The sequence below is a fragment of the Hellea balneolensis DSM 19091 genome, assembly GCF_000428525.1.
Taxonomy (GTDB): domain Bacteria; phylum Pseudomonadota; class Alphaproteobacteria; order Caulobacterales; family Maricaulaceae; genus Hellea; species Hellea balneolensis.
Genome location: NZ_AUAC01000003.1, coordinates 502,752 through 527,810 on the forward strand (window position 1 = coordinate 502,752; position 25,059 = coordinate 527,810).

Here is a 25,059-nt window from a genome sequence, read left to right on the forward strand (position 1 = left end):
CCTTCAATCTTGGCGGCTTAGCCTGCGTCTTCGAATAGAAGGTGCGGGTTTACCATTGACTTGATTTCCAAGACGTTGCTGTTCGGGTCGGCGATGAAGAAGGTCTCTTGTTCGTATTTATCACCTTTAAAACGACGATAAGGCTCATCAATATAGTCAAGCTCTGCCGCTGCGATGCGTGCTTTCACGCCGTCAAAGTCTTCCTGCGTTAAATGTATGCCAAAATGCGGGACAAGCACGGCGCCCATATCGACATCATGCCGAACCGTCGGAAGACGCTCTTCGCTTTGGTGCAGAGTCAGCTCATTACCCCAAAAATTCACATCAACCCAACGTCCCTCTTCGCTGTTACCCAAGGTGCAACCCAGAACATCGGTGTAAAATTTAACCGTTTTGGAAAGATCTCCGGCAGGAATGGCAAGATGTAGGATAGCGGACATGGCGATACTCATATAGTTTTATTGGAAAGCTCAGGAGATAAATATTCTGAGTTGCGGGGTTTTTATATGCTAATTTAGGGCTTAAGCTATCTTGTCTGGTATAAATTGCCTCATTATGTCTTTCTGGGTGGATATCCTGCTTTACATCTTGGTTATGTGCTGTGCTTTTATGGCGGCAATACCTAAAAATCACTCACCGCTCCATCCTTTGCCTTATCAGCCACCAGATAATGACCGCGCCGAACATCTTGCCGCCGACGGACATCACAACATTTGGCACAGTGAATTGGGCGTCGCGGATAAAGCTGGCGCCGTAAAGAAAGGCGGTTGTGTCAATCGGGGCTGCGATGGCGGAGGACAGCAGGACCCGTGTGGAGAGCTTATATTTTGTGAAGGTGAACATTGCCCAATCGACGAGTTCTGAGATCAGAAACGCGGCACCGCTGGCTAAGGCCAAAGCGCCGCCGCTGGTGACATAGGTCAAAAAGAGCGCAATCGCCATGGCTATCAAAACCTCATGGCCAATTTCGCGCTGAGCAAAGTCCCTGACAACTAAGACGAGTCCCGTCACGATCGTCACAGGATTAAAAGCCCAAGCTACCAAACCCGGCAGTTCCACCATTGGCGCCCACGTAAAGCTCCAATTGATGAAGGGGATGAGCAGAATATAGATCAGCGTATATTTGAAATATCGCAGGGAGGTCTTGGATGGTTCTTTTTTGGCATATGTTGACATGGTTTTCCTATACGGAATGTTTTCAGGCGTGTAACCCATTTAACATGTCTACGAATCCAAAGCTCTCATTGATTGTGGCCAAATCCCGAAATGGTGTCATCGGCGTGGATGGCGATTTACCATGGCGGCTATCCTCGGATTTGAAATTCTTCAAAGCCACAACACTGGGCAAGCCTGTCATGATGGGGCGCGTTACATGGGAGAGCTTACCGTTTCCACTGCCAGGACGTCCTAATTTAGTGCTGACACGAAACAGCGCCTACGAGGCTCCCAAAGCAGAGCTCTTTACGGATGTCCATGCCATGATTGGACGTGGCTATGAACTTGCGGGGCTGACTGGAGCAGATGAAATCATGCTGATTGGCGGAGCAAAGCTTTATGCAAGCCTTATGAAATATTGCGACCGCATGTATATCACAGAAGTCGATGCCATGATTGAGGGAGATGCACATTTCCCGGCCATCCGCGCAGATGAGTGGGACTTGATATCTGAACAAGCTCACGCGCAAGGGGAAAAAGATGACTTTCTATTTACAGTGCGGCAATATGAGCGCCGATAAAGCCGCGGCTGATTTTATCACGTATAAACCTTGATAAAGCGAAGCGTTACCGCCACATAGTCGATAAGAAATTTACGGAGAGAACATGCCGGATAATAATAGTCCTTGGGGCAATAAAGGTGGCGGCGGCAAGAAGCCGGGCCAGAACCCTTGGGGAAGCCAAGGTAAGCCTGATCGGAATCGTCCAAAGCCAGGCGAGGGATCGCCCGATTTGGATAATGTAATTCAGGGATTTAAGAACCGGGTAAGAACAGGCGGCCCAAGAGGGCCTCGCGGAAGCGGCGGCGGAAACCCGAACGGTCCTCTTCAAAAATTCGGGCCCTTTGGGATTGCCGCAATTATCGGTTTGTTCTTCTTATTGATGACAACAATCTACACAGTTGACCAACAGGAAGAAGCTGTTGTCCTTCGTTTTGGTGAATTTAACAGAACGGCTGCGCCGGGTCTGAATTTCAAACTTCCGTCACCTTTCGAGACATATATTAAAGAGAAAACACGTGTTGTTACGAAAACAACGATTGGCGGAAATGATAATACGTCGCTTATGTTGACGGGTGACGAAAATATTGTGGATATTGATTTTACCGTCCTTTGGAGGATCAATGATCTTAAGAACTACATTTTCGAAGTGGATGAGCCGGCTGTTGCGCTTAAGGCTGTCGCCGAAAGTGCTATGCGCGAAATCATTGGCCGCAGTGAGCTTGAGAATATCATCACAACTGAACGTTTGAACACAACAATCGCTGTGCGCGATTTGATGCAAGCCACTCTAGATGAATATGGAGCGGGTATCGAAGTTGTTGAAGTGCAGCTCCAAAAAGCTGACGCGCCTGATGGACGGGTTGTCGATGCCTTCCGCGACGTTGTTGACGCGACGCAGGAAAAAGAGACGCTGATTAACGAAGCGACGGCTTACCAGAACACCGTGGTGCCTCAGGCCCGTGGTGCTGCGGCTAAGATCATCCAAGATGCCGAAGGTTATAAAGGCCAAGTTGTTGCCGAAGCCAAAGGTGAGGCTGAGCGCTTCACGCTTATCTTGGGCGAATATAAAGCTGCGCCGCGCGTGACGCGTCAGCGTATGTATCTAGAAACCATGGAAGACGTTTATAAAGACGCGGATAAAATGATGCTGGATACAGAGCCGGGCTCAGGCGTTGTGCCTTATCTGCCCTTAAATGAACTGAACAGAAACAGAGGAGCGAACTAATGAAAGGTGCACCTATAATTGTTGTCGTCTTAGGCATCATCGCGGCTATCGTTCTTCTTTGTACGCATACAGTCAAAGAATGGGAACAAGCCCTTATTTTAGAATTCGGACAAGCCAAGCGCGTTGAAAATGCATGGGGCAGTGAGCCCGAAGCCGGTCTGAAGTTTAAGCTGCCATATGAAAAACCAGTTACGCTTGATCGCCGTAATCTTGAGGTCGATTTGAAATCTGTTGAACTTGTCGCCTCTGACCAAGAGCGCCTCATAGTTGACGCTTTTATCCGTTACCGTATTGTTGACGGAATTAAATTCTATCAGGCTTTGCAAACAGAACGCGGTGCACAATTGCAGCTACAATCCATCATGGATTCTACATTGCGTGACGTTTTGGGCCGTGTGGATCGTCCAAACATTATTGCTGGCCGACGTGCTGAGTTGATGGGGGAGATTCAACAAGTCTCCAACAATGTTGTAAAAGATAAAGACTTCGGTATCGAAATTATTGACGTGCGTATTAAACGCGCCGATTTGCCATCTGCCAACACGGAACAAGTACTAAACCGTATGGTCACTGAACGTAAGCAAATCGCAGATTTGATACGCTCTGAAGGCCGTGAGGAAGCGCTTGAAATTACATCAACGGCTGACAAGGATGCGACGATCATTCGTGCGCAAGCGCAGCAACAGGCCGAGGTTATTCGTGGTCAAGGCGACCAAGAGCGTAATGCCATTTATGCGGCGGCTTATAATCAGGACCCTGAGTTTTTCGCGTTTTATCGCTCTATGGAGGCCTATAAAACTGGCTTAACAAAGGGCACGACATATGTGCTCTCTCCCGATAGCGACTTCTTAGGTTATCTGGACGATCAATCCGGCCCGGGACGCCGCTAAACAGATTATTTCATGGGTTTTGGCGGAATTGTAATGATTGCCATAGGGGGCACTCTCGCATTTGAGGGCGTCCTTTGGGCTATTTTCCCCTCTCAAATGCGGCGCATGTATCATGAGGCTATGTCGCAATTGGATGACAAATCTCTTCACATAGGTGGTTTAGTATCCGTGATGATAGGCGTTATTCTTGTTGGGGCCGCCGTAAAACTCGCCGGATGACGGAAATTTCATCCGATGCGCTGATTGTGCGTCTTGGCAAATCAATACAAGGCGCTAGGGTAGGGCTATGATAAAACGTTTCGGACTTTCCTTGATATTGGCTTCTGCTCTAAGCTTTGCAGTTCTACCTGCTCATACCGAAGCCAGACCCGTGCCGGATGGATTTTCTGAGCTCGCTAAGAGACTCTCGCCCTCCGTAGTCAATATCTCAACCGCGCAAACTGTCGAGGTGAATACCGAAGATGCGCCAGCCTTTCCTAAAGGGTCTCCACTTGAGCGGTTTAATGACTTTTTTGGCGGTGGAGGATCGCAAAATGGGCGCGTCTCTAAATCCTTGGGTTCAGGCTTTGTGGTCGATGCTGACGGCTATATCGTTACCAATAACCACGTTATTGAAGGCGCAGACCTTATCGAAGTGACTTTCCCAAATGGCGATACTTATGAAGCCGAGCTTTTGGGCCGAGATCCTGCGACAGATATCGCGCTACTGAAAATAGACGCTGGGAAGCCTATGCCTTTTGTCAAATTTGGCGATTCAGATAACGCCGAAGTGGGTGAGTGGGTCATGGCGATTGGTAATCCTTTTGGCTATTCCGGCTCAGTTGCGGCGGGTATTATCTCGGCGCGTAACCGCGATATTTCTCATGGCTCCTATGATGATTTCATCCAAACTGACGTGGCCATTAACAAGGGTAATTCCGGCGGGCCGCTCTTTAACATGGACGGTGATGTTGTTGGCGTAAATACAGCCATACTCTCGCCGACGGGTTATAGTGTCGGTATTAGTTTTTCCGTTCCGGCCGAACTTGCAAGCTCTGTCGTTGATCAGTTGCGTGAATATGGCGAGACGCGCCGCGGTTATCTTGGCGTGCGTCCTCAGAAAGTCAGCAATGCGATTGCAAAATCCTATGGCCTTGACGATCCGCACGGCGCCCTAATCACAACGGTTGTTAAGGACGGCCCCGCGGATAAGGCCGGGCTGAAAAAAGGGGATTTGATTACGCATTTGGGCGGCGAGAAGCTCGAAAGCTCACGGCTTCTCTCGCGCATGATAGCCGATTCAAAAATTGATGAGGAGCTTGAAGTCTCTTACATTCGCAAACGTAAAAAGAAGACAGCCAAAGTTGTTATTGAACGCCTCAAAGAAAAAGTCACAGAGGATGAACGAAAACGCCGCGAGCAAGAGGAAAATGACGCGGACCGCGTCGCTTCTGGTATCGCGGTAGAGGCGCTTTCAGACGAAACACGCAAAAAATACCGCATTAAAGATGAAATTAAAGGCGTGCGCGTTGTCAAAGTCGAAAAACGCGCCGAAGCGAGCGGTAAAATCCTCACAGGTGATATTATCGAAGAGGTCGGTTTTGAGGCTGTAGAGTCTCCTAAAGCTTTTGAAGAAGCCATGGAAGCCGCGAAAGAATTTGATACGCCGGTTACGATTCTCATCAATCGCGGCGGTAATTATATTTTCTACGCCCTGACGATCTAATTTAGCGGCTTAGTTTTTTAGCTTCACATCATGCTTGCTGGCGCGGCCACTGACACGCTTACGCCACATGCGGAAGCTGCTGGGCTGCATATGCCCTCGCATAATTTTAATGACCTCACTTTCGCTCAGGCCGGACTGCTTTTTGATATCATCAAAAGACGTTTCATCATCCCAAGCCATAGCCACGATTTCGGATGTTGTTAGTACACCTTGATCATGGCGCGGGGGCGCGGGAATGAAATCGTCTGGAAAGCTTCGCTGTGTCATAATCTTATTACGCTTGGCGAGGCCATTAGGTTGCCTAGGCTTTTAGAGCCGCCGTAATAATGATCTCTACCTTCAATATCTCCCGCGCCATTTTAACTTCGCCGCATGCGCGGGCAGGGGCGTATCCTTCTGGCACCCACGCGTTCCAAATCTCGTTAAATTCCGCAAAGTAAGACATGTCGGAGAGCCATATAACGGCTTGCAGAATATGTTCCCGGCTCGACCCGGCCTCATTTAGCAAGCTGTCGATACGTGACAGGCAATCATGGGTTTGCTCAGCTAGGCTCTCTCCATCGCCAACCTGTCCAGACAGATAAACAGTGTCGTTATGTTTGACATATTTGCTTGAGCGGGCGGTGGTGTGAAAGCGTTCTACAGTCATAATAAAGCCGAAGACACAAACTCACTTTCACGATACCCTTGAAAATATAGGGCAGTTGTGAGGTCGGAGTGGTTTATTGCGCAATGCGCTTGCACGGCGACGACGGGTTTGGCGTAAAAGGCGATGCCTAAGCCGGCCGCGGTTATCATGGCTAAATCATTTGCGCCGTCTCCTATGGCTATGGCGTTTGAGGCTCCGCCTAACTCAGCGCTATGTGCGTTTAAAGCCTCCAGCTTGGCTTCGCGTCCAAGGATAGGCATGCCAACTGTTCCCAAGAGCTTGCCGTCTTTTTCAAGCAATGTGTTAGCTTGGTGGATATCAAAGCCGCAAGCTTCGGCAACGCGGCCTGAGAAAAAAGTAAAGCCGCCCGATACAATAACAGTTTTTGCACCATTCCCTTTCATGGTTTGACAAAGAATGCGCGCGCCATCATTTAATCTGATGCGCTCTTCAAAGCATTTTTGCAGCACGGAAATATTTAGGTCTTTTAATAGGCTAACACGCTCCGTTAGCGCACCCTCAAAGCCTATCTCTCCGCGCATGGCGCGTTCGGTAATAGCCGAGACCCTGTCTTTGACGCCCGCAAAGTCAGCGAGCTCGTCAATGCATTCCTGCCCGATAAGCGTGCTGTCCATATCGCAAATCAAGAGCTGCTTTTTACGTTCTTTATGGGGCTGAATGCAAATATCCGCTTTAACGCCGCAGCTCTGTAAGGCTTTGAGAATATCGTCTTGGGTCAAGCTATCAGAGATGACGCCTTCAAAAGCCTTGCCTTCAGATAGAATGGCAACCTCTTCCAAAAGGGGGATGCTGCCGAGTGAAATCTCAAAATCCTTCGCGTCTCTTTTGGCTAGCACAATCGTGGCGATGCGAGGTAGAGAGGCAGACATGAGAAGACTCGTTTTATGAAACCGATAATTTGTATTACAGGCCCAACCGCGAGCGGCAAGAGCGCTTGGGCGGTTGAGATTGCAAAATCTGTGGGCGGCGAGATAATAAATGCAGACGCTATGCAAGTTTACAAAGATTTGCAGATTTTATCCGCGCGTCCGCTCCCGTCGGACATGCAAGGCATCCCGCATCACTTATTCGGGCATATTTCTGGACATGTGCGTTATTCTACGGGCGCTTGGCTAGCAGAGGTTCAGCCTGTCATTCTTGATTGTCTTGCAAGAGATGTCGTGCCGATCCTAACGGGCGGAACAGGGCTTTATTTTAAAGCGCTAATAGACGGCATGGCTCAAATTCCGGCAATATCAAGCTGTGCTATGTCCTCCGCGCAAGAGCTGCTTGACGTGCAGGGAATAGACGCTCTCAGGCGCAAAGCTGAGACCGTTGATGCGATAGCCACAAAGCGCGTCCTTGGACATGACCCGCAAAGGCTCTTGCGCATCGTTAGTGTCTATGAGGAGACAGGCAGAGGGCTGAGCGACTGGCAGTCCGACACGCGCCCCGTCATTCCAAAACAGTTTTGCCGCCTTGCTGTTGTTTTACCAGAGCGGCAAGCCCTTTACGCGCGTATCAATAGCCGCTTTGAGGCCATGATAAATAATGGCGGCTTGGAAGAGGCAAAGGCTGTATTTCAGGCGGGGTATGATGAAAGTTTGCCCATGATGAAGGCCATAGGGTTACAGCAATTTTTTCCTTATTTGAAAGGAGAGGCAAGTCTGGAGCAGGCCATAGATATCGCGAAACGCGATACGCGCCGCTTTGCAAAACGTCAATTTACGTGGTTCAGAGGACAAGCCAAAGAGTGGACATCTGTAAATAATCATTCTCAAAAGAAAGAGTTTGAGGCAAATATTCCCTTAGAAATCCTTTGACTCTAAGGCAAAAGGTAAATATTACCAGATATGCTCCTATTTGGAGCAGTCATGCGCAAACTTAACCAATTTTGGTAGGGTGTCCTTTCTTCGAAGAGGATGCCTTTTTTTTGTAACGAAGCTTGTGGGAATTTCATTTTCCTCGCTGCGGTATTCTCTGTAAAGCCAGAGAATGAAGTCTTTCTGGGCATTTTTTACGCATATGGATAAGCAAGCGCTGCGGGCTTTGTCCGTGCTTTTGGTAATGTTTGGTGTTGTAATCCTACTCATACTTCTAGGGCAGGATATGCTGAGCTTACAGGAAAGCGAGTTTCACCGCTTTTTCGAATATCTGCGCGAGTCTGGATATGGATTGCCCCTGACAATTCTGACATTTATTCTGGCCGCGTTTTTGGGTGCGCCGCAATGGGCTTTGATTGCCGGAGTCATAGTTGCCTTTGGTCCTGCTACCGGGGGCGTTTATGCCTGGATTGCGACAATGGTGTCAGCAAGTCTCGATTTCTGGCTGGGCCGCTGGATAGGGGCTGAGCGGCTGCAACGCTATGGAGGAGACTTGGTCAACCGTATTGTCCGTATTGTTCGGCGCAACGGTCTTGTCACCAGTTTTGCTGTGCGCTTTGTGCCGACAGGGCCATTCGTTCTGGTGAATATGGCGGCTGGAGTCTCTCGTATGACCTTTCCATCCTTTTTCCTAGGAACAGCAATCGGAATCATTCCCAAAATTGCAATCGTCGCTTTGGTGGCACAGGGGCTTATTTCGGGCAGTGAAGGGAAGGTCGTGATGACAGTTTTCATCGGTCTGGCTTTGTTGTTGGTTGGGTTTATGTTTTTGGCGCGTAAACGCTTAAGGGGCGAAGTTGCTGTTGAGCTTAAAAAAGACAGTGTTTAGCGCTATTTAAAGCTATGAGCCCTTGCTTTTTATCCACGTAAAAAGCATTAACACTTATTAAAGCGAATCCCGTTCTGCTGTGCATGTCAACACGTTATCTTCATCCAGTTAAAATGCGGGTAAAACGAATAAAATTATACTAGGGCCATCATGCTTCCATCTCTCCTCAGTGCCTTTTCATCGGATATCGCCATCGACCTCGGCACAGCGAATACATTGGTCTATGCCAAGGGCAGAGATGTTGTTCTTAACGAGCCGTCTGTTGTTGCCTTTTCCAATCGTAACGGGCGCAAGGTTGTTCATGCTGTGGGTATTGAAGCACGGAATATGTTGGGCCGAACGCCGGGTCATATCGAAGCCATCAGACCCATGAAAGACGGAGTTATTGCCGACTTCGAAGTGGCGGAAGCCATGATCGCCCACTTTATTAAAAAGGTGAATAAGACCGGCCTCATTCGCCGTAAGCCTCATGTCGTTATTTGTGTGCCTTCAGGCGCCACCGCTGTTGAGCGCCGCGCCATTCACCAATCCGCTGAACAAGCCGGTGCGAAGCGCGTTTATCTTATTGAAGAACCTATGGCGGCGGCACTCGGTGCGGGACTACCTATTCATGAACCTTCAGGTTCTATGGTTGTTGATATTGGCGGCGGTACAACCGAAGTTGCTGTCTTATCTCTGGACGGTATCGTTTACTCTCGTTCTGTCCGTGTGGGCGGCGATAAAATGGATGACGCTATTATTCAATATGTGCGGCGAACAACAAATCTGCTTTTAGGTGAAATGTCTGCTGAGCGCGTGAAAAAAGAAATCGGATCCGCGATGATGCCCTCAGACAATGAAGGCATGACAGTTCAGATTAAGGGCCGCGATCTGATGAATGGCGTTCCGCGCGAAATTCGTGTCACCGAAGCCATGATCGCAGAGAGTTTGGCGGAACCTGTCGAGCAAATCGTTGAGGCTGTGAAAATGGCGTTAGAAGCGACGCCGCCTGAATTGGCCGCCGACATTGTGGATAAGGGTATCATGCTGACGGGCGGCGGAGCATTACTGAGAAATCTGGATGCTGAGATCAGCAATCGCACAGGGTTGCCTGTTTCAATTGCGGACGATCCGCTTTCTTGTGTTGTCCGAGGCTCAGGCACAGTCGTTGAAAATTTGAAAAAGTGGAAGAGCGTCCTTTCCAGCGGCGTCTAAACCTACTCATAAAGGAGTGTTTGGGGGTCAGCCCTGACGTCAAATATGTTTGGTAGCCCTACTGATAACACTCGCGCTTCGACGATTGCGTTCATTCTGGCTTTCATAGCCTCTGCCATTCTTTTCATCTCTGATCGCGGGAGTGAGCGTCTTTTACTGAGAACCCAAACAAATGCTGAAGCTGTCACGTCACCCGGGTTAGCCATGCTTTCAAAACCCTTACGTGGAGCTGAAAGCCTTGTGGCAGAATTCAAAGACCGCTCACGCGCCTTAGAGGAAAATAAATCCTTGAGGGAAGAGCTCTACGCTCTTCGGGAGGATAAACAACGCGCGGAGCTAATAGAAATGAAGCTGCGCAGATTTGAAGAAATATTAGGTGCGGATAGTGGATTGGATATACCCGCACAAAAGATTGCGGCGCGTGCCGTCAGCGAAATTGAGGGCCCATTTGTGCGATCTGCACTGATAAATGCAGGCCGCAAGCAAGGCCTTAAAAAAGGTCACCCTGTTATGACAGTTGAGGGGCTTTATGGTCATATCTTAAGAGCTGGGCCAAAGGCTTCGCGTGTTTTGCTGCTGGGGGATTTGAACAGCCGTATTTCTGTTATGTCCATGCGCTCAAGTGCCAGGGCGATTTTATCGGGTGATAATAGTGACCTTCCGCGACTGGCTTTTGTAGATGATCGCGCTGATTGGGCCGATGGAGATAAAGTCATCACGTCCGGAGATGATGGAGTTATGCCTGCAGGTCTGCCCATTGGCGTGGTTAAAGAGCAAGCCCCACGAGACTTTGTTGTCGAGCTATATTCGAGTCAGAAAAATAATGATTGGGTTTGGGTTTACCCTTACGAACCTATCGTGCTTTCCGAAGCAACAGAAGATGATTTGCCAGACTCAGATCAAGTAACAGCAGCAGACGGGCCTGATGAGGTTCAACCTGAAACGCTTGAGAGCCAAACTCTGGTGCCGCAGCCGGGGACACCCTAATGGTTATGCGCGGCTCCTCACAGACTTATGGAAAAGGCGGCGTATGGAAGGGGGCAGCCTTTTTATTCTTACTGGTTTTAATCTCTGTGCTAAACATAAACTTGGCCGGCCGCACAATTGCATTCATCTTTATACCCCTCATGGGTGTTTGCTTATGGCCGCGAACGGATAATGCGATAATGTCAATCCTCGTAATTACATTGATGGGGCTGTTTCTTGATCTTCTCTCTGCAGGACCTTTAGGTTTATGGGCGTTGATATTCTTAGCGGTTTTCGGTGTCTTCCGGCCACATATGCGCTCAAAACCACATAGCTTTAAGTCGGCTTTCACATTGTGGATTATGGCCTTGTTCATGGCGCTTACCGCTTCTTTCTTTTTAGGCTGGTTTGCATTGGGCAGCCGCCCAGAAATCACGGCTCTGGTCTATCAAGCCTTAGCCGCATTGGTTTTATTTCCATTAATTTACGCCATACGACATCTTGGCCGTTATATTCTGACTGATCCTGATTTGAGGGGGATGTAATGCCAGAATTTGATGAAGGCATTATCACGCGCCGTACCGCTATGTTGGGGGCCGGAGGTCTTGGCGTTTTCGGAGTTCTGGCCAGCCGCCTTTATTATCTTCAAGTGGTTAAGGCGGAGGATTACCGAGTTCTATCAGATGATAACCGCTTTAACTTCAACATTACCATCCCGTCTCGGGGGCGTATTTTAGATCGGTTTGGAGAAAACCTCGCGGTCAACAGTCAAGACTACCGCGTGGTTATGGTGCCAGAACAGGTCAAGGACATTGAGGCGACACTTAAGCGTGTTTCAGACGTGATGCCACTTAATGATAAGACTATAAAGCGTATTAAAAAAGATATTCGGGAACATGCGGGATTTGTGCCCATCCTTATTGATGACCATTTGGATTGGAAAACATTCTCAGCGCTTAATCTGAATATTCCCGATTTGCCGGGCGTCATCCCCGAAGTCGGGGAAGGACGATTCTATCCGAATGAAGGTATATTTGCTCATACGCTTGGATATGTCGGACGTGCTGATCCGCGCGATGTACAGAAAGATGATGACCCAATGCTGCGGCAACCCACATTCCGTATTGGGAAAACGGGGGTAGAGGCCGCCGCAGACAAGACGCTTCGTGGGGCCGCCGGAAAATTAAAGGTTGAGGTCAATGCGCTTGGACGTGTGGTTCGGGAATGGCCTGAACCCAAAGACAAAGCCGTGGATGGCAAAGACATTTGGCTGACCATTGATGCAGAGCTACAGCGTTATGCTGCAGAGCTTTTCGAAGAGGATAGCGGGGGTATCGCCGTTATCGACGTTATGACGGGGGAGCTGAGAACCTTACTCTCAATGCCAACATTTGACGGCAACATGTTTGTCTCAGGCCTCACGCAAGACGATATGAACAAGCTCAATAATGACGAAAAACGCCCGCAATATAATAAAGTTCTAAGCGGTGGTTACCCTCCAGCCTCAACTTTTAAAATGGCGGTCATGTTGGCAGGTCTTGAGAGTGATCTGATAAATGTTGAAGGAAAGACGGTTTGTACGCAAAAAATTCGTGTCGGGAATCGGAACTTTCATTGCTGGAAACGCGGCGGGCACGGGCTTGTCAATATGAGAGACGCGCTCAAGCAATCTTGTGATATATATTTTTATGAACTCGGCCAAATTATAGGCATGGACAGAATTGCGCAAATGGGCCGTAAGCTGGGCTTTGGAACGGCCTTTGACGTTGGCATTTCAGGCGTGAAATCGGGCATTATGCCAGACCCTGCGTGGAAACAAGCCAAGCTAGGTAATGGTTGGCGGACAGGCGACACGTTAAATGCTTCGATTGGGCAAGGCTTTGTTCTGGCAACGCCGCTACAATTAGCGGTCATGGCTGGACGTCTCGCAAATGGACGCAAAGCCTTGGTGCCCAACCTTTTAATTGGTCAGGATTTGCCTGAAATGGAAGACCTTGGCATTGATCCAGAGCATATTGCAATCGTTCAAGATGCGATGTGGTCTGTTTGCGAAGAGCCAGGCGGGACAGCTTACCGTGATAATGGAGTCGGGATAAAGGGCTTTGATATGGCCGGGAAAACCGGAACAGGGCAGGTTCGCGGGATATCAACATCAGAACGTCTGTCTCGCTTGCGGAGAAATGAGGAACTGCCTTGGAAGCTAAGGGATCACTCCATTTTCGTGGGGTATGCGCCATATACTAACCCTCGCTTTGCCGTGGGCTGTATCGTCGAACATGGCGGATCGGGCTCTAAGCGGGCAGCGTCAATTGTCAGGTCTGTATTAAACAAAGCCTTAGAGCGCGATGGTGTAAAACCTGTCACAGAAGCTAAAACAGGGGAGCAATCCCTTTGATGAATACGCTATCCTCAAAGGCCGGCCTTACAGCAAAGCTTTATGAGATAAATTGGTTATTGGTTGCGCTCGTCACGCTTGTTGGTCTTGTTGGCGTTGTGATGATTTTTGCGGCCACAGATGGCGTTTGGTCGCGCGGAGCACAGCAGCACCTCATGCGCTTGATTGTGGCCGGGGGCCTGATGATTGGTGTTGCTATGGTCGATGTGAAGGTCTGGTATACCTTAGCATACCCAGCTTATATCGGCGCTTTGTTATTATTGATTGGCGTTGATGTTATGGGGGTTAGCGTCAACGGTTCGCAAAGGTGGCTTGATCTTCAAATCATACGTTTGCAGCCTTCTGAAATTATGAAGCTCGCTATTGTTTTGGCGTTGGCCCGCTATTATCACGATTTGCCTAAATGGCGCGTCTCACGGTTTTTCGGACTATTAGGGGCCGCTATTTTAATTTTAATGCCAATGGCATTGATCCTGCGCCAGCCTGATTTAGGAACGACTTTACTGGTTGCGGCAACGGGTGTCGCAATTGCCTTTTTGGCCGGCGTGAATTGGCGGGTCATAGGCGGCGCGGCTCTCGCAAGTGCTGTGGCTTTGCCTCTGTTTTTTCGGTTTGGGTTAAAGGAATATCAGCGCTCGCGCATCCTTACATTTTTAGACCCTACGCGTGACCCGACTGGGGCGAGTTATCATATTACTCAGTCTAAAATTGCTTTGGGCAGTGGCGGCGTTTCCGGCAAAGGTTTCATGAACGGCACACAAAGGCAGCTTGAATATGTTCCTGAAAACAGAACCGACTTTATCTTTACGGTCATAGGAGAGGAGTTCGGTCTTATCGGTAGCCTTCTGACGATGGGATTATATATGTTGGTCATCGGGCTTTGCATTTGGTTATCCATGCAATGCAAGCACATATTCTCAAGATTATTGGTCTTGGGGCTTACCACAACCTTCACGCTTTATATCTTTATCAATTTGGGCATGGTGATGGGGCTCGCGCCTGTTGTCGGCGTGCCCCTGCCTCTGATATCTTATGGTGGCACCGTTATTCTAACGGTCATGACAGGGTTCGGCCTTATTTTATCGGCGCATTTACACCGAAAAAATGAATTGCCGCGCAGCTCTTTCTGATAGTTCAACGGATCAAAGTTTTTGGCGCTGAGCAAACTAATCAAAAGCACATCTTGACCCTAGGGCTGAATGTCTTAACGTGCGGAAAAATTAAAAATAACCTGTAAGGGGGTTCTCATGGCGGCAGCCGGTACAGCACAATGGTCATCAAAATTTGCATTCGTAATGGCAGCCGTCGGCTCGTCGGTCGGGCTTGGAAATCTTTGGCGGTTTTCCGCTGAATTAGGGACAAATGGCGGCGCGGCTTTCTTGGTTGTTTATGTCGCGTGTATCTTCTTTGTCGGCATTCCTGTTCTTATGAGTGAATTCATGATCGGACGTGCGGGACAAGCCTCTAGTGCGGTTGGGTCTCAGAATGATCTCACTGTCAGAAGTGGTGTCTCCAAAGGCTGGAGCGGCGGCGCGTGGCTCGGCATGATCGCCTCGTTTTTGATTGTAAGTTTCTACTGCGTGGTCGCAGCTTGGGTATTGAATTACTTGGTGCGCTTCCTTGGTGATTCCTTTTCAGGCCTACCTGCCACCGATATTGCCGCGAAATTCCCCGCTATGCTTGAAAACCCGACTGGCAGTGGCAGCATATTAACGGATGTTTGGCCCTACTTCTTTATTTTTGCGGGCCTAACGACATGGCTTGTCGCGCGCGGCGTGAACCGCGGAATTGAGCTCGCAGCCAAGTTGCTCATGCCACTCTTCTTCATACTTCTTGTGGGGCTTGCACTTTACTCTATCATCAGCGGCATGCCCTCTGGCGGAACAAAAGAAGCAATCGGCTTTATGTTTACGCCTGACTTCTCCAAGATATCACCAGAAGTAGCTGTCTCCGCTTTGGGTCAAGCCTGTTTCTCAATTGGTATTGGGAATGCAATTATGATTACCTATGGCTCTTATCTGCCGCGTAATGTGAGTATTCCAAAAGCGGCCGTCGGTATTAGTGTTGTTGATACGCTCGTTGCTATAACAGCGGGTCTCGCAATTTTCCCAATTGTCTTCGCCAATGACCTCGATTTTAGCGCAGGAGCAGGCATCTTCTTCCAGACCCTTCCAACAGCTTTGGCAGAATTCTGGTATGTCGGAGCCGCCTTCTTCTTTTTAGCCTTCTTCGCAGCGATTACCTCGTCGGTCTCACTACTTGAACCCTCCGTGGCTTACGCAGCTGAAAAATTTAACATGTCGAAGAAGAAAGCCGCTTGGATTACAGGCGCTGCGATAACAGTTTTTGGCCTCGGCTCATTATTCTCACCTGCGTTCTTTGACTTCATTGATACAGGACTTGCGGGGCCGATTCTCGCGCCGCTCTCAGCCCTCCTGATCGTTCTTTTTACAGGTTGGCGTTTGAGACCAGCCTTTGTAGCCTTGGAGCTGAACGGCCCAGGGTTCCACTTAGGGCTTTTTATAATGTTCTTCGTCAAGTGGATTGCTCCTGTCTTTATGGGCCTAGTCTTGATTCTCGGTACGACATCACGGTTCCTTCCAAAGCTAGGTGAAAAGCTTTCCAGTAATGTTGGGCTTTTCGCTATGTTACTTGTAGCGTATATTTGTCTCGCGACGTTTCATAACGTCACGAAAAAAGAGTAGCTGCATTACAAACTTGTAAAGCGCTATTCACGTCTTGCGAGTGCGAATTGGCTGCCGTAAGCAATCTTTAACGCTATTCGTTCAGACAATATTCAACATGGCATGCTTAAAGAGGCGCATAGATTCTTTGCTTAAGCCATTATGCTTTCGTCAATGAAGTGTGGGATTAGATTTATGGGACTTAGATTGACTATTGCACTTACGGCTTGCCTGTCTATGACGGCTTGCGCGACGGTTGACCTTAACGAAGTTGCCCTTCAGTCCAAACCTTCTGCAAGCAAAGCGGTTGACATAAATGTTGTGCAGCGTGCGACGGCTAAACTCTATGCGGCTTTTACCAGCCGTGGATTTGTTGACAAAGACAGCCGCAATAAAATGCGTTCTGCCGCGCGTGTCTTACTTGAAGGGCTTGAAGAAAAAGATGTAACGTCGGAAGCTTCTGTCGGTTACGCGGCCCTCGCGTCTGACAGCCGTATTGTTTTATCAGATATCCGCATAGCCTCAACTCATGTTGAGCAAACGACCAAAGCTGCTGAAGTTTATTTAGCTATGGCCCCCGCAGAGAAGAAGCTTCGCAAAGAATTAGTAAGTCTTGAAAAATCTCTTATCGCGTCCCGCGAAGCGGCAACGATATTTGAAGAGGCTTTAATTAAAACAACAGGCCGGGCTTCTGATACAGAATTTGTATCCTTCAAAGTCTCAGTGAATGAACTAAGAGATGTCACCAATGCTTTTGGTGACCGTGTTCGCGAGTCGCAAATGCACAAAGCTAACCGCATCAACTAAAGACTCTTAGATTATCCCCAAAGCGCTCGCGATGCCGGGTGAACATAAGCGCCTTCATAAATTATTCCGTCACGTCTATCTTTTGCAAGTAATAGCGCACCATCCAAGTCAATGTAATCGGCGTAACTTTCTAGCATCATCATAGGGGCCATGGCGAGTGATGTGCCAACCATACATCCCGCCATTATGATAAAGCCCTTCGCCTTAGCAGCTCTCATCAATTCAAGCCCTTCGGTCAGTCCGCCGCACTTATCAAGTTTCACATTCACAGCGCGATAGCCAGCTTCCCAAAGCCGCTCTAGGTCTGTGGCGACATGTAAAGACTCATCGGCACAGAAAATTGGCAAAGCTTTGGGCGTATTAGGAATAGAGGCAAAATGGTCTCTGGAGAGTGGCTGTTCGATCATAATGACAGGCATGTCTTTCAGAGCCGCTTGAAAGCCCGCTATATCTGAGGGACTTAAGGCTTCATTTGCGTCTATGATAAGCTGGGCATCGGGCCTGGCCTCCATTACGGCCAAACATGATATAAGACCCTCCGGGCCTCCTATTTTGATTTTTAAGAGAGGATAAGCTTTTGCGTTAAGAGCTGCCTTTTGCATATTTCTTGGACTATCTATCGATAATGTGAAAGCGGTCAAACGCGGAAGTGGGGCAGGTAGTCCCAATAGTTGCGAAATGGTGTTTCCGCTTTTCTTTGCTTTCAAATCCCACAGCGCACAATCAACAGCGTTTCTGGCCGCGCCCGAGGGAAGAAGATTTTGCAGCTCATTTATATTAAGGCCATTTTCAATTTGGGTCTGAACGTTTTTAATCTGCGCAACGACACTCTGGGCGCTTTCGCCATATTTCATATAAGGCCGGCATTCACCGCGCCCCATGTGATCATCTTCTTTAATTATAGTCGTAACTACAGTGATTTCTTTAAGGGAACTCTTGGCAATTCGGAATTCTCCCGCCACGGGCCAATGCTCAATTGCTATTTTTACGTGCCGCAAAGCTAATCCTGTCTTGACCAATCGCCGGTAGATACGCACGTTAGAGGAATGTCGTCAAACAGCAATTCACACCCCCCGGAATATGAGCTGTCCCAATCTGGACGGATTATTACCTTCCGCGCGAAAGGGTCTTGGACCTTACGGGATATCGGGCCTATTGACGAAGCTTTGAGTCAAAAGCTGGAGGCTCTGGATTACGACGCGGTCCATTATGATGTGGCTGATGTAAGTGAACTTGATACGGCAGGGGCTTATATGTTTGCGAGGGCTGTACGAACAGCATCAGGTGAGTGCCATGAGTGGGAGGTTATTGCCGGAAGCACAGGGCAACGTACACTCGTACAGGCTGCCGCAGATGCTGTTATGGGGCGTCCGCCTGAGCCGACCCGGCAATGGTACGACTCTCTAACCAATATGGGCCGCGCCTCTGAACGGTTTTTTCTCGAATCCATTGATACAATTGCTTTTATTGGTCAGTTCTTCGTCGTGCTCTTCAAGATGCTGCTAAGACCAAGGACGATCCGTTGGAAGTCTGTGGTAGCTTTAACTGAAGAAATCGGACTCAACGCCGCGCCGATTGTGATGACGCTTTGTTTTTTTATCGGAGCCGTGATCGCCTATCTTGGTGCGAACCTGCTCTCCACCTTCGGGGCCTCAGTTTTCATGGTGGATCTGGTTGGCGTCTCTGTCTTGCGTGAATTAGCGCCGATCATTACAGCCATTCTGATAGCAGGGCGCTCAGACTCAGCCTTTACAGCCCAAATAGGCGCTATGAAAATGCGCCAGGAAATTGACGCTATGACGGTTCTCGGGTTGGATACATTTGAAGTGTTGGTTGTTCCTAGGGCACTGGCTTGCCTTATATCTCTGCCTATCCTCACATTTTTAGGAATGATGAGCGGTATTTTTGCGGGTATGCTGATTGCCTGGCTTGGCGGATTGGATATCTCGCCTATTTTATTCTTTGCGCGCTTGAACGAAGTTGTAGAGCTTAAGCAATTTTGGATCGGTATGGCGAAAACTCCGTTTTTTGCCATTATCATTGCTCTAATTGGGTGCCGACAAGGCTTAGCTGTTACGGGCAGTGTCGACTCTCTTGGAGCGCGTACGACAACAAGTGTTGTTCAGGCGATATTTGCGGTTATCGCTGTTGATGCTGTCTTCGCGCTCTTCTTCTTCCAAATGGGTATTTAGGATGGCTTTGAAAATTGATAAGACAGCTTCGCCCATGGAAGCGCGCGGAATTCTCACACAATTCGGATCGAACGTTATTCATGAAGATTTGAATTTTCATCTGCCAAGAGGCGAAATTGTCGGCCTGGTTGGCGGATCCGGTACGGGTAAATCTGTTCTGATGAACACGCTTTTAGGTCTTAAAGAGCCTGAAGGCGGTATGATCCGCTATTTCGGCTATGATAGAGAAGAACTGTCTGCAGAGCAAAGATTTGAATTAAATACTCAGATTGGCGTGTTGTTTCAGGGCGGAGCTTTGTTTTCCTCACTTACGGTGCGTGAGAATATAATGGTGCCCTTGCGGGAGCATACAGACTTGCCCGTAAAGCTGATGCGTGAATTGGCGGATATGAAGATACATATGGTCGGATTACCGCCGCAATCTGCCACGCTTTATCCGTCGGACCTTTCAGGAGGAATGAAAAAACGCGCAGGTCTTGCGCGATCGCTCGCGCTTGACCCAGAGATATTATTTCTGGATGAACCAACAGCAGGGCTGGACCCAGTAGGTGCTAATGCGTTTGACGAGCTGATACTGGGTCTGCGAGAAGCCATGGATCTGACTGTTTTATTGATTACCCATGATTTGGATACGCTTTACACAACGTGTGATAAGGTTGCTGTTCTGGTTGATAAACACATTGCCATTGTGGATAGTCTGCCTAAAGTAATAGCATATGAGCATCCCTGGGTGCAGGAATATTTTGGTGGGCCGCGCTCTAGAGCAGCTCTCTCAGCAGGAAAGACTTAAATCGGGCGAAAGATGGAAAATAAAGCACATTATGCCTTGATTGGCGCGTTTGTACTGACTGTGCTTTTCGCAGTAATCGGTTTTATTGCCTGGCTGTCTAATGCGCAGCTGGATCAGCGCGTTGATAAATATGAGGTCTCCTATGTTGGCGGCGTTCAGGGTATGTCTCAAGGAACAGAAGTCAGGTTTAACGGGCTTAAAGTCGGCGAGGTGACCCGTCTGAGGATTGACCCTAATGATACCAACTCCGTCTTGGTGGATATTGAGGTGGAGCCGGGAACCCCAATCGATACGAAAAGCATCGGGCGGATGGAGCCTCTGGGCTTGACCGGATTGAACTATATTCAAATCATCCCCGGGGGTGAAGGCTTTCCGCTTATCAAGGATTTACCAGGCAAGGGGCCATACCGCCTTGTTGGGGAGGCAAGCCGTATTGACGTTCTTTTAGGCGGCGGCGGCAACGTTATCGAAGCGGCGCAGTCTGCCTTGGCGCGCGTAAATACCGTGATGTCTGACCAAGGTATCGCGGATTTCCACGATATACTGTCAAATGTGAGTCAGATGACCGGCAATCTTAAAGACCTTGATATAGACGGCGCTCTGGTAGAGCGTACGCTGGCTGCGATTGAACAGGCCGCTAAAGATGTTTCAGCCGCCGCAAATGCGGTAGATGTCGCGGCAAACGACTTTGATTTGCTTATTAATGAAGACGTGAAATCTGCTTTATCCCGCGCGGAAGTCTCTATGGCAGAGCTTGATAAAGCTCTAGGCTCCATTGGCACAGCCGCTGATGGAACTGGCGCACTGATCACGGATAGCCGTGATGCGATAAACAGGCTGTCAAATTCAGGCCTTACTGATCTGGAGGAAACAGTGGATGGGTTACGCCGCCTGATCGTGACATTGGGACGTGTAGCGGATAGCCTTGAGCGCAGTCCGGCGCAATTTATCGCCGGAGAAGAACGCGAAACAGTAGAGTTACCGCAATGATCAAGATATCTTTTTTCAAATCTTCATTCGCCTTATCCATATTTGCATCACTGAGCGCTTGCGTGTCTTTGCTGCCTGAACCTGCTCCTGCAGATAATGTTTACCGTCTCAATGTTGCGCGTGAGCGTGCACCACAAGCCGCAAGTGCGAAAGTTATCAGGGTTGATCGCCCAAGCGCCTCAATTGTTTTTGAAACTCAGGATATTATCGTCTCTCCAGATGGCCGCCGCCTTGCTGTTGCTGGCGGCGCGAAATGGGCTGAGGTCATTCCTGTATTAGTCCAAGAAGCCTTGATCGATGTCATGGGCCAGAGACCAAATTTGGTTGGAGTTATCCCGTCTTCGGGCGCGCGCACAAATACGCGCATTCATTTGACGATTAAAAGCTTCGAAGCACGTTTTGACAGAGGTGAGGCGAATGCGCCTCTGGCCGTCGTGCATTATTCCGTGACACTTTCCAATGCGTCTGACAGAAATTTTATGGGGTCTTTTGATGTGGAGGAAACTGTCCGCGCCGATGCCGCCCGCGTGACAGCTATAGTTGATGCGATGGATGAGGCGAATAAAGCCGCCATGAACGCCATCGCAGATTGGCTTCAATTACCCGAAAATCAAAGCCAGAGTTAAGAGCTGTCTGCCTCTTTATTGCGCCCTAGTTTGCTCCGTATTATTTGAACCGTGACAAATATAAAGGCCGCGCTAACCCCGATAATGGGTAAGAGCCATTCAAACTTCTCGCCCATAACTTCGCCTAACAGGTGGCAAATCGCAAATATTATGATCGTATAAAGCGTTGCTGTTAGCGCAATAATTAAGCAGAATTTCGCATAATTTACCCCAAAAAAACCGCATGCTACATAGGCGGGAACGCGCGCAAGCGGTATAAAGCGGGCGCCGAATAAGGTTGCCAGAGTATAGCGCTGCACTTTGTCTTTCAGATCAATAACATGTTTCTTTTCTGCAAAGGCTCTTGCACGCTCATTCTTAAGCGCCGCCCAGCCTATCCAATATTTCCAAATATCAGATAATATCAATCCGGCCAGAATAACAAAAAACATGGTCGGGTAATATGACGGGTTATTGGCCGAAAGGCTCGCGGCTAATAAGACCGCAGCATCTTCTTGCACAAAGGGACCGAAGAAAACGCTAATATAAGGAAGTAACGGGGAATCCATCAGCCAATTCATTAATCTGTCTCAGCCTTTTTCTAAAGAGTCCCGATTCTTTACCTAATGAGCGTTTTGAGTGCTGATTGGCAAGTAAACACTGAATTTTTGCGAAAAACATCGTTTAACAGGCGTTGCGTTCATATAATGAAAGTGACATAAGGCGCGAAATTTCACTGACAGACATGGGTGCTGAGCGAGACGCGTTGGCACTCTTCCTGTTTAAGACGATGGACGAAAGTCATGAATATTAAAGAACTCAAAGCCGAAGGCCTCAGCAAAACTTTCGCGATTACGGTGCCCAAAGAAGATTTGGACAGCAAGCTCGAAGCCAAAATCAAAGAGATGCAGCCACAAGTTTCCCTGAAAGGTTTCCGCCCCGGTAAAGTTCCTGTGTCGCATATCCGCAAAATGTTCGGCCAAAGCATCATGAAAGATGTTGTTGAAGAGACCGTAAACGAGACAACACAGCAAGCCATCAATGATAATAAAATTCGTCCAGCGGGTCAGCCCCAAGTTGACCTTCGCGCCAATGGCGAAGAGGTTACACAGGGCAAAGCCGATCTTGAATATCAATTGACGGTCGAATCCATACCTGAGTTTGAACCTGTTGACCCTGAAACTCTAAAATTCACGCGCCTTACACATGAGGCCGATGAAAAAGAACTCGAAGAAGAAGTCGCTAAACTTGGCGAAGGTCAAAAGTCTTATAAAAAGAAAGCTAAGACTGCCAAAGCTAAAAAAGGTGATGCGGTTCTGATTGATTTCATTGGCACTGTTGACGGCGAAGCCTTTGACGGCGGCACAATGGAAGGCCATCAGCTTGTTCTTGGGTCAGGTACATTTATTCCAGGCTTTGAGGATCAACTTATTGGCGCCAAGGCGGGTGATGAGCTTGACGTTAAAGTGACATTCCCGGACCCGTATCAGGCGGCTGATTTAGCTGGTAAAGACGCTGTCTTTGCTACGCGCGTTATCGAAGTGCAGGGCGAAAAAGACGCAGTTATTGATGATGAATTCGCACAGAAATTTGGTCTTGCAGACCTAGAAGCGCTTAAAGCGGCTGTTAAAGATCAGTATTCCTCGCAGCTTGACATGCAATCACGCATGAAACTCAAACGGGCGATATTGGATGAGCTTGATAAGAAGCATAAATTTGATCTCCCACCACAAATGGTGGAAGCGGAATTTTCAAATATCTGGTCACAGGTTCAGTCTGAAAAAGAAGCTGGCCAGCTTGACGAAGATGATGCGAAGAAGACAGATAAGCAGCTTGAAAAAGATTATCGCAAAATCGCCGAGCGCCGTGTGCGCCTCGGCCTTGTCCTCGCTGAAATGGGACAAAGGCAAGAGATCCAAATTTCTAATGAGGAATTGCAGCAAGCTATGATCGCTGAAGCCCGTCAATACCCGGGACAAGAGCAACAAGTCATCGAGTTCTACCAAAAGAACCCGCAAGCTATTGCTCAGCTTCGTGCACCGATTTACGAAGAAAAAGTGGTTGATCTCATCATCGAGAAAGCAAAAGTTACAGATAAGAAAGTCACGAAAGACGTTCTCTTTGAAGAAGACGAAATGATTTAGTTTCGTAAGCGATACGTAAAAATAAAAAGCCCGGCTCACACGCCGGGCTTTTTATTTGGCTAAATACTTAAGACTTAAGCCGCTTTAAGAAATTCTTGGAGTGCGTTTTGTATACTGCGCGCCTCTTCAATGTCTATGCGGCCATCGATGAACTTGATAAAATTATGTACTGAATTAGCGCCGTCATTATTCATATAATTGTGTAAAATTTGTTCTTCTCTGTCCAGAGCAGGGTGGCTAATATTCAATCCCGCCCGTGCAAAATTATAAAGCTTTGGCATGATTATAAATTTTTGAACATTTGGCTGACCTGAGGCCCCGATGAGAGCTTCCCAAATTGCGACATCTTGCTTTGCAATGGTTTGAGCACGTTTCATACGCGCAAGTTCTTTGTCTGACATAATTTCGCCCCTAAATTTGATAAGCTGATACTAAAACTCACAGCATAAAGCACCAGTGGATACTCCATCTTAGTGATGCCTTAAAGAAATTTTCGCCTCTAAACCGTGATTTCCATCACGAAGGACACATCATGTGCTATGCGGCGTAAAATCTTGAAAGGGCCCCTTGTAAATAGGTGTTGAAAGACGAATATAGGAAGCTAGCCGTCGCGTATTAAGCCTTAATAATATCGCTACCCTATGTGTATAAAAGCACGATATGATTCGAATCCAAGGAAGTTTTCATGCAAGATCCACAAGACGTTTTAACCAATTATCTCATTCCAACTGTTGTTGAGCAGTCCAGCCGCGGCGAACGCGCCTTTGATATTTATTCGCGGCTTTTACGCGACCGTATTATTTTTCTCTCAGGCGTTGTCGAAGATGGCATGGCGGCCTCAATAACCGCGCAACTCCTATTCTTGGAGTCTGAAAACCCGAAAAAAGAAATTTCCATGTACATCAACTCACCTGGCGGCGTCGTGACGGCAGGCATGGCGATTTATGATACAATGCAATATATCAAATCCCCGGTTTCAACAGTCTGCATGGGGCAGGCCTGTTCTATGGGCTCATTGTTATTGGCCGCAGGTGAAGCTGGACAGCGTATTGCGCTTCCAAATGCCCGTGTCATGGTTCACCAACCTTCCGGTGGCTTCCGCGGACAAGCTTCTGACATTCAGCGGCATGCCAATGACATTTTAGCGATGAAGAAGCGCCTGAACGAAATCTATGTTCATCACACTGGCAAAAAATATGCTGTGATCGAAAAAACGCTCGACCGTGACCACTTTATGACCGCCAAAGAAGCACAAGAATTCGGTATAGTGGACCACGTTTATGAAAAGCGCGGCGACGACAAGTAAAACAATCGGCGGGAAGGGTAAGACACTTCGAAAGTGTTTTTAACTTGCCAGCACTATGATAAAAGTGTTCCTTAATCAGGCAAGACA

At 48.3% G+C, this 25,059-nt stretch carries 28 protein-coding genes; 20 read left to right on the forward strand and 8 right to left on the reverse strand.

Features of this window, described 5'->3' with window-relative positions; translation table 11 throughout:
- Nucleotides 1–17: 17 nt before the first annotated feature.
- Nucleotides 18–440 carry a VOC family protein gene (locus tag F569_RS0108570; RefSeq protein ID WP_026941861.1) on the reverse strand — a complete coding sequence of 141 codons (423 nt, stop codon included), beginning with the start codon at nt 438–440 and terminating at the stop codon, nt 18–20.
- Between the two features lie 193 nt (nt 441–633).
- The gene (locus F569_RS0108575; protein ID WP_233353627.1) at nt 634–1,215 is read right to left on the reverse strand and encodes a hypothetical protein; all 582 of its coding nucleotides are present in this window, start codon (nt 1,213–1,215) and stop codon (nt 634–636) included.
- Between the two features lie 5 nt (nt 1,216–1,220).
- Here F569_RS0108575 and F569_RS0108580 point away from each other — a divergent pair, with 5 nt between their 5' ends.
- From F569_RS0108580 to F569_RS0108600, 5 genes are all read left to right on the forward strand, one after another.
- Complete coding sequence (locus F569_RS0108580; RefSeq protein WP_026941863.1) at nt 1,221–1,736, forward strand: dihydrofolate reductase; 516 nt, start codon at nt 1,221–1,223, stop codon at nt 1,734–1,736.
- Nucleotides 1,737–1,821: 85 nt separating this feature from the next.
- Complete coding sequence (gene hflK / locus F569_RS0108585; protein WP_026941864.1) at nt 1,822–2,943, forward strand: FtsH protease activity modulator HflK; 1,122 nt, start codon at nt 1,822–1,824, stop codon at nt 2,941–2,943.
- Complete coding sequence (hflC, locus tag F569_RS0108590; protein ID WP_026941865.1) at nt 2,943–3,833, forward strand: protease modulator HflC; 891 nt, start codon at nt 2,943–2,945, stop codon at nt 3,831–3,833. The genes hflK and hflC overlap by 1 nt, the downstream gene beginning before the upstream one ends.
- Nucleotides 3,834–3,845: 12 nt before the next feature.
- Entirely contained in the window at nt 3,846–4,052 is a 207-nt protein-coding gene (locus F569_RS0108595) for a DUF2065 domain-containing protein (protein ID WP_034388072.1), read from the forward strand.
- Nucleotides 4,053–4,119: 67 nt separating this feature from the next.
- The gene (locus F569_RS0108600) at nt 4,120–5,538 is read left to right on the forward strand and encodes a Do family serine endopeptidase (protein ID WP_026941867.1); all 1,419 of its coding nucleotides are present in this window, start codon (nt 4,120–4,122) and stop codon (nt 5,536–5,538) included.
- 9 nt (nt 5,539–5,547) lie between these two features.
- Here F569_RS0108600 and F569_RS17245 read toward each other — a convergent pair whose 3' ends face one another.
- From F569_RS17245 to serB, 3 genes are read right to left on the reverse strand one after another with little or no spacing between them, the layout of a single operon-like run.
- Nucleotides 5,548–5,805, reverse strand: a complete 258-nt coding sequence (locus F569_RS17245) for a TIGR03643 family protein (protein ID WP_051279612.1) — start codon at nt 5,803–5,805, stop codon at nt 5,548–5,550.
- A gap of 34 nt (nt 5,806–5,839) precedes the next feature.
- Nucleotides 5,840–6,187, reverse strand: coding sequence for a RidA family protein (locus tag F569_RS0108610; protein ID WP_026941869.1), 348 nt, complete (start codon nt 6,185–6,187; stop codon nt 5,840–5,842).
- On the reverse strand, nt 6,184–7,077 hold the full coding sequence (serB, locus tag F569_RS0108615; RefSeq protein WP_026941870.1) for a phosphoserine phosphatase SerB: 894 nt from the start codon (nt 7,075–7,077) through the stop codon (nt 6,184–6,186). The genes F569_RS0108610 and serB overlap by 4 nt, the downstream gene beginning before the upstream one ends.
- Before the next feature lie 15 nt (nt 7,078–7,092).
- On the opposite strand from serB, the gene miaA reads away from it, so the two are divergent.
- From miaA to F569_RS0108660, 9 genes are all read left to right on the forward strand, one after another.
- The gene (gene miaA / locus F569_RS17250) at nt 7,093–8,010 is read left to right on the forward strand and encodes a tRNA (adenosine(37)-N6)-dimethylallyltransferase MiaA (RefSeq protein ID WP_034388075.1); all 918 of its coding nucleotides are present in this window, start codon (nt 7,093–7,095) and stop codon (nt 8,008–8,010) included.
- 172 nt (nt 8,011–8,182) lie between these two features.
- A complete protein-coding gene (locus tag F569_RS17255) occupies nt 8,183–8,899 on the forward strand; it encodes a TVP38/TMEM64 family protein (RefSeq protein WP_051279614.1) in 717 nt (238 codons plus the stop codon).
- 150 nt (nt 8,900–9,049) lie between these two features.
- Nucleotides 9,050–10,093, forward strand: a complete 1,044-nt coding sequence (locus F569_RS0108630) for a rod shape-determining protein (protein WP_026941871.1) — start codon at nt 9,050–9,052, stop codon at nt 10,091–10,093.
- A 45-nt stretch (nt 10,094–10,138) separates the two neighbouring features.
- Nucleotides 10,139–11,080 carry a rod shape-determining protein MreC gene (mreC, locus tag F569_RS17260; protein WP_051279615.1) on the forward strand — a complete coding sequence of 314 codons (942 nt, stop codon included), beginning with the start codon at nt 10,139–10,141 and terminating at the stop codon, nt 11,078–11,080.
- 179 nt (nt 11,081–11,259) lie between these two features.
- Nucleotides 11,260–11,604: a hypothetical protein gene (locus F569_RS0108640; RefSeq protein WP_162143759.1), complete on the forward strand. Its 345-nt coding sequence runs from the start codon at nt 11,260–11,262 to the stop codon at nt 11,602–11,604.
- Complete coding sequence (gene mrdA / locus F569_RS17265; protein ID WP_034388077.1) at nt 11,604–13,454, forward strand: penicillin-binding protein 2; 1,851 nt, start codon at nt 11,604–11,606, stop codon at nt 13,452–13,454. Before F569_RS0108640 ends, mrdA begins: the two co-directional genes overlap by 1 nt.
- Complete coding sequence (rodA, locus tag F569_RS0108650) at nt 13,454–14,584, forward strand: rod shape-determining protein RodA (protein ID WP_034388080.1); 1,131 nt, start codon at nt 13,454–13,456, stop codon at nt 14,582–14,584. Before mrdA ends, rodA begins: the two co-directional genes overlap by 1 nt.
- Nucleotides 14,585–14,701: 117 nt before the next feature.
- Nucleotides 14,702–16,159 (forward strand): sodium-dependent transporter, encoded by a 1,458-nt coding sequence (locus tag F569_RS17270; RefSeq protein ID WP_084168917.1) that lies wholly within the window; start codon nt 14,702–14,704, stop codon nt 16,157–16,159.
- Between the two features lie 174 nt (nt 16,160–16,333).
- On the forward strand, nt 16,334–16,945 hold the full coding sequence (locus F569_RS0108660) for a hypothetical protein (protein WP_026941874.1): 612 nt from the start codon (nt 16,334–16,336) through the stop codon (nt 16,943–16,945).
- Between the two features lie 11 nt (nt 16,946–16,956).
- Here the strand turns inward: F569_RS0108660 and F569_RS0108665 are convergent, their stop codons facing one another.
- Nucleotides 16,957–17,943 (reverse strand): dipeptide epimerase, encoded by a 987-nt coding sequence (locus F569_RS0108665; protein ID WP_026941875.1) that lies wholly within the window; start codon nt 17,941–17,943, stop codon nt 16,957–16,959.
- Between the two features lie 48 nt (nt 17,944–17,991).
- On the opposite strand from F569_RS0108665, the gene F569_RS0108670 reads away from it, so the two are divergent.
- From F569_RS0108670 to F569_RS0108685, 4 genes are read left to right on the forward strand one after another with little or no spacing between them, the layout of a single operon-like run.
- Nucleotides 17,992–19,137 carry an MlaE family ABC transporter permease gene (locus F569_RS0108670; RefSeq protein ID WP_026941876.1) on the forward strand — a complete coding sequence of 382 codons (1,146 nt, stop codon included), beginning with the start codon at nt 17,992–17,994 and terminating at the stop codon, nt 19,135–19,137.
- Nucleotide 19,138: 1 nt separating this feature from the next.
- Nucleotides 19,139–19,927 carry an ABC transporter ATP-binding protein gene (locus F569_RS0108675; RefSeq protein WP_026941877.1) on the forward strand — a complete coding sequence of 263 codons (789 nt, stop codon included), beginning with the start codon at nt 19,139–19,141 and terminating at the stop codon, nt 19,925–19,927.
- 12 nt (nt 19,928–19,939) lie between these two features.
- Nucleotides 19,940–20,917 (forward strand): MlaD family protein, encoded by a 978-nt coding sequence (locus F569_RS0108680; RefSeq protein WP_026941878.1) that lies wholly within the window; start codon nt 19,940–19,942, stop codon nt 20,915–20,917.
- Nucleotides 20,914–21,543: an ABC-type transport auxiliary lipoprotein family protein gene (locus tag F569_RS0108685; protein WP_026941879.1), complete on the forward strand. Its 630-nt coding sequence runs from the start codon at nt 20,914–20,916 to the stop codon at nt 21,541–21,543. The genes F569_RS0108680 and F569_RS0108685 overlap by 4 nt, the downstream gene beginning before the upstream one ends.
- On the opposite strand, the gene F569_RS0108690 is transcribed toward F569_RS0108685, so the two are convergent.
- Entirely contained in the window at nt 21,540–22,091 is a 552-nt protein-coding gene (locus tag F569_RS0108690) for a DedA family protein (RefSeq protein WP_162143760.1), read from the reverse strand. The two genes, F569_RS0108685 and F569_RS0108690, sit on opposite strands and share 4 nt — an antisense overlap.
- A gap of 234 nt (nt 22,092–22,325) precedes the next feature.
- On the opposite strand from F569_RS0108690, the gene tig reads away from it, so the two are divergent.
- The gene (gene tig, locus F569_RS0108695) at nt 22,326–23,666 is read left to right on the forward strand and encodes a trigger factor (protein WP_026941881.1); all 1,341 of its coding nucleotides are present in this window, start codon (nt 22,326–22,328) and stop codon (nt 23,664–23,666) included.
- 74 nt (nt 23,667–23,740) lie between these two features.
- Here the strand turns inward: tig and F569_RS0108700 are convergent, their stop codons facing one another.
- Nucleotides 23,741–24,067: a hypothetical protein gene (locus tag F569_RS0108700; RefSeq protein ID WP_026941882.1), complete on the reverse strand. Its 327-nt coding sequence runs from the start codon at nt 24,065–24,067 to the stop codon at nt 23,741–23,743.
- Nucleotides 24,068–24,351: 284 nt separating this feature from the next.
- Here F569_RS0108700 and F569_RS0108705 point away from each other — a divergent pair, with 284 nt between their 5' ends.
- Nucleotides 24,352–24,972: an ATP-dependent Clp protease proteolytic subunit gene (locus F569_RS0108705; RefSeq protein ID WP_026941883.1), complete on the forward strand. Its 621-nt coding sequence runs from the start codon at nt 24,352–24,354 to the stop codon at nt 24,970–24,972.
- The last annotated feature ends 87 nt before the right edge of the window (nt 24,973–25,059 follow it).